The organism is Calditrichota bacterium (assembly GCA_016867835.1).
Taxonomy (GTDB): domain Bacteria; phylum Electryoneota; class AABM5-125-24; order Hatepunaeales; family Hatepunaeaceae; genus VGIQ01.
The window spans coordinates 1-4267 of record VGIQ01000164.1; the positions used below are offsets into that span (position 1 = coordinate 1).

The window sequence follows — 4267 nt, forward strand, 5'->3', positions numbered from 1 at the left end:
TCCTGCTCCCGCTCCCACCTTTGTCATTCCCGCGAAGGCGGGAATCCAGACTCGTCTTTGTATGGCGGCCTCTCTGGATTCCCACTTTCGTGGGAATGACGATCCTTGCATTGAGGCACTGCCGCACCGCCCGCCAGGCTGCTTCCGGCAGCCATGCCGCCTCATCGATCCAGACCCGGTTCACGTGCAGCGACCGGAAGGCTTTGCCATAGTCCCCGCCCGGGCGGAAGTAGATCGTCGTCCCTGAGATGAAGGTCGCCTTGAAGTAGGGCTTGCGGGTGATCGCCGGGTGATCCGCTCGTCCTTGAGCAATAGCCGACATCAGATCGGGATTCTCGCCCAACTGAAACTCGAACTCCTCGATCAGCGTGTCCAAGTGCCCTTGATGCGGCGCCGCCACCAACCCGCTGCCGCCCTTGGTCGTGAAGGCATAGTGCAGCACATCGGTGACGATGCAGACCGACTTGCCGACATCGCGCCCGTCCTGATGGACGATCTGCTTGGCCTTGCAACGCAGGTCGTCCTTCTGGTGCGGCCAGTAGGCGCGGGGGCTGCCGTCCCGGTTACGCAGGAGAGCTCGCCCCACGCGACTGGGTCTCTCAGGATCGCCGTTAGTGCTTTCTGGTTACGCTTCGAGAGCGAACCTAAGTCGAGCCCGGGAACGTTTTGGACTTTTTCCCCCGCCGCAGCAAAAAAAACATTACCCCCTTGACTTGTGAAACAAAACACTAACTTGCCATTGTTCAGGGTAGGGAGGATTCTATGGTCGCCCATTGGCGGCCGCTCCTTGTCCTAACACGCAAGTCGCAAGGAGAACGCCATGAAGAGCGCACAACACATCACATCTGCGGTCCTCATCGGGTTGCTGCTGGTCGTCCTCGTGCCTGGCTTCGCCGTCGCGCAGGCATATGACCTATTCTTCGTTCCAAATTCGGAGTTCGAACGGAATTTGGACGGCTGGTTCTTCATATTCGTGGAGAACTCGGAAGTTGACAACAGGATGGGAACGGCATCCTGGTCAGCCCAGTATGGCGGAAGCTTGCATCTGACGGCAAGCGGACAGCCGCTGGGCAGCGCCGGTGTGGCGGCAGGCATCAATACTTTCCTCTGTCCTGGAGACACGATCATCTGCCGTTATACTATGCCAAGTTCTGGTCAGATTCACCTGAATTTGGGTGGCACTATACGACCGGAGTGGAGCCAGTCGGTTAGTTCCCGGGCGACAGGAACCCGGGAATTTGCGATGGTCATCAATAAGGTGTATCTACCCGGGACCCTATTTGGGGTTCATTTATCCGCTTGGAACGACAGTCCTGAGGCTTGGATTCACAGCGTAAGAATTGGCCGAGGCGGAGGGGAGTGGTTAAGAGCTCCCGGCAGCGGATACGAACCCCCCCCCATTCCCTCGCAAAGCCTTCTCAATCCTCCCTTCCCCAACCCCACCAATGCCGGCGCACAGATCAAGTTCAATCTGGTGAGACCCTCCAGCGCCGCAATGCGCATCTACGATGTCCAAGGGCGTCTGATCAGGGATTTCTCAGCGAAGCCCTATGGCGTTGGCGAGCATACTGTGGTCTGGGACGGAAAGTCGGACAGTGGAATGCCGGTAACCAGCGGGACTTATTTCTATGAACTGGAAGCCGACGGACAAAGGCATCTCAGGCAGGCTGTCATCTTGAAGTAGATAAGCCGTCCCGACTTGGGCTGTCAGCAAAGGATCAGCCCGAGGCTTGCACAAGGCGATTTGTGTGCAAGCCTCGGGCAATAGCTATTTTTGACCGAATGGCGCGGTTTCATCGTTGTTAGATGTCCCGCGCGGAACAACCACTTTCACCTCGCCCTTGCAAGGGGTCGGTCGCTTTGAAAAACGGCTTTGCAAGGCAATCGCAAAGCCTTTCAAAAGCCGCGAAACGACGTCGCATAGGTCGCTGTCCCGCGGCGTGGATCTCTTTATCCGGTCGCACGCGGGCTTGCCTGAAAGGTCGCATACGCGACCGTATGCGACCTTTCCCGCCCCGTCGACCGCGACCCCGTAAAGACTTCCGGCTGCCAGCCTCCCGACCTATGCGACCTTTTATTTGGGCTTTGCAGATAACCCTCCGTCCCGCCTGCGACGATGACAGATCGCCCACGCCGCGACGCCAATACCTGCCGATGAACCACTCGGCCTCGCCTCCGAACGTCGCCCACGTCGCGTTTGTGCGCATTGAAACTCTGTCGAGTGGGAAGGTCTGCAGGACTGCCCTTGCAATCAGATTTGATTCGTATTATCTTATGAGTCGTAAACACATCGTATCTACAATGGGAGAACATATCATGACGAAGAACCTCGTCAAACACGGCAACAGTTGGGCTCTGGTGCTCGACAGGCCGATAATGGAATTGCTGCAATTCGAGCCTGAAACTCCATTGGAGCTGATCACCAATGGCGATGTCTTGGTGGTGCATCCAAGGCGCGACCCGGAACGACAGAAGCAATTCAAGGTCGCACTGGGCAAGATCAACCGGAAGTATGGCCGCACATTGAAACGGCTGGCCGAATAGTCGATGGAGATCAAGTTTCTCGGCATCGATGAAGTCCTCGAAATCCACCGGGACCAGATTCAGCGTTATGGCGGTATGGACGGTATTCGGGAGCCTGAGTTGCTTGAATCGGCAATTGCGATGCCGATGGCGCAATTTGGCGGCGTCTTCCTGCACCCTGACCTGTTTGCAATGGCTGCCGCCTATCTCTTCCACATCGCGCAAAATCATCCGTTTGTCGACGGCAACAAACGAGTGGCAACGGTGGCGGCACTGCTCTTCCTGATGCTGAACGGCAAGGAAATCACGGCGACCGAGCAAGACCTCGAAGAGATGGTGATGAGCGTTGCCCGGGGAGAACTCGGCAAAGAGGGGATCGCCGCCTTCTTCGCGGGCAACACCACCGATTCGGTTAAGTAGCAGGCGATTCACCTTCAGTTCTCCTCCTCAATTTCCGCGTCTTCCGCTTCGTCGAAGGCGCCGCCCGCCAGCGCCCTAACCTCCTGACCGCCATCCAGTTCCTGTCGTCTCCGGCTCGCCCTTTCAATCAAGTCCAGCGCCCACTGCGCCGGCGACGGCAGGTTGACGTCCGTCCCCTTCCGAGCATGCCTGGTGATCTTCAGCGCTGGATCAACGTCTTGGACAGGAAGTCGACGCTGCTGGGCTGGGCGTCGCCTTCGATGGCTCGCTGCAGCCTGATGAAGACCATTCCAGCAGTGACAGCGATGGCATAATCTGCCGACTCATTCATATCGGGAATGTCTTTCTTCAATCCCGCCATGAAATTGTCGAACATCTCCACCTCGCCCTCCTTCAGGAAGCGGTCAACGAACGCCCCGTGAACGAGTGCGTTAAGATTCTTCTTGGGAGCGCCGCCAGAATTCTTAGAATTCGCGCCGTGCATCCTGCAAACATCAAAGCCTTTGACAGCCACGTTCTTGCATCTCTCACCGGAGAGTTTGCTCTTTGCTTTGCATTGTTTCGCTGCCTTATTGAATGCCATTAGTCCACGCTTATGCCCACAGGGTTATCTCCAGCAGCCAGAAGCGGCGCGGGGAGGCGTTTTCGCGGTCTAAACTGTAAGGTTACCATGGACTATTGTATCATTCTCGTCATGTGGCGGCAGCGTCCTTATCTTTCAGCCTTCCAGCCTGTCCCATCGAATGAGGCGAAAAATGAACTGGGGGAACTGATCGGCTGCCACCTTGATTTTGACGTTTGCGTCTTCTTCCATAAAGCCCTTGACCTCGTGGAACTCGATGGCGCCGTCGGGCAGCATCACTTCGAAGTCCGGTTTGAAATAGGTCTTGTCGGCCAACTTCAGGTTGTGCCGTTCATAGGCGAAACTGTGAATCTCGCCTGCCAGCTGGCGTTTGCGAAGATGATTTGCATAGCGGCGCTCAAGGTTGTTCATGCCGCCTTTCGCAGCGATGCTGCCACGGGCACGAATTTGGTGGCGAGGAATGTTCATAAGCCGCACCCTTCTTTAGGCCGATAGAACACACTCCGTTCTGACCTCTGTGAAGGTCGATCAGGCCGGGCGAATTTCGTCAGAAACCGCCGAATTATGGCAGAGAGTCTTGTCATAATTATCTCGTTAGTATATAAAGAGATAGATATATATTTTGAATTATTGAATTATGTGTATTGTCTTGTCAACGTGTTTACAATCAAGCAGCTTTTGGAGCCGCGATAAGTCGTTCTGCTGGGGTGCAGCCGTTTAGTCTATAGCCCTGATGCGGGC

General features: G+C 55.9%; 6 protein-coding genes. 3 read left to right on the top strand and 3 right to left on the bottom strand.

Annotation, left to right across the window (positions count from 1 at the left end; translation table 11 throughout):
• Window positions 1-586: hypothetical protein (locus tag FJY67_11500; protein MBM3330073.1), on the bottom strand; the 586-nt coding region annotated here is incomplete at its 3' end.
• Between the two features lie 234 nt (window positions 587-820).
• Between FJY67_11500 and FJY67_11505 the strand changes: the two genes are divergently transcribed.
• The 3 genes from FJY67_11505 (at window position 821) to FJY67_11515 (ending at window position 2943) form a co-directional block, all read left to right on the top strand.
• Window positions 821-1684 (top strand): T9SS type A sorting domain-containing protein, encoded by an 864-nt coding sequence (locus FJY67_11505; protein ID MBM3330074.1) that lies wholly within the window; start codon window positions 821-823, stop codon window positions 1682-1684.
• A gap of 632 nt (window positions 1685-2316) precedes the next feature.
• On the top strand, window positions 2317-2544 hold the full coding sequence (locus FJY67_11510) for an AbrB/MazE/SpoVT family DNA-binding domain-containing protein (GenBank protein MBM3330075.1): 228 nt from the start codon (window positions 2317-2319) through the stop codon (window positions 2542-2544).
• Between the two features lie 9 nt (window positions 2545-2553).
• Window positions 2554-2943 carry a type II toxin-antitoxin system death-on-curing family toxin gene (locus FJY67_11515; protein ID MBM3330076.1) on the top strand — a complete coding sequence of 130 codons (390 nt, stop codon included), beginning with the start codon at window positions 2554-2556 and terminating at the stop codon, window positions 2941-2943.
• A gap of 199 nt (window positions 2944-3142) precedes the next feature.
• Here the strand turns inward: FJY67_11515 and FJY67_11520 are convergent, their stop codons facing one another.
• Together FJY67_11520 and FJY67_11525 are read right to left on the bottom strand one after the other, a co-directional pair.
• Window positions 3143-3526, bottom strand: a complete 384-nt coding sequence (locus FJY67_11520) for a hypothetical protein (GenBank protein MBM3330077.1) — start codon at window positions 3524-3526, stop codon at window positions 3143-3145.
• A gap of 135 nt (window positions 3527-3661) precedes the next feature.
• On the bottom strand, window positions 3662-3994 hold the full coding sequence (locus tag FJY67_11525) for a DUF1064 domain-containing protein (protein ID MBM3330078.1): 333 nt from the start codon (window positions 3992-3994) through the stop codon (window positions 3662-3664).
• Between the last annotated feature and the right edge of the window lie 273 nt (window positions 3995-4267).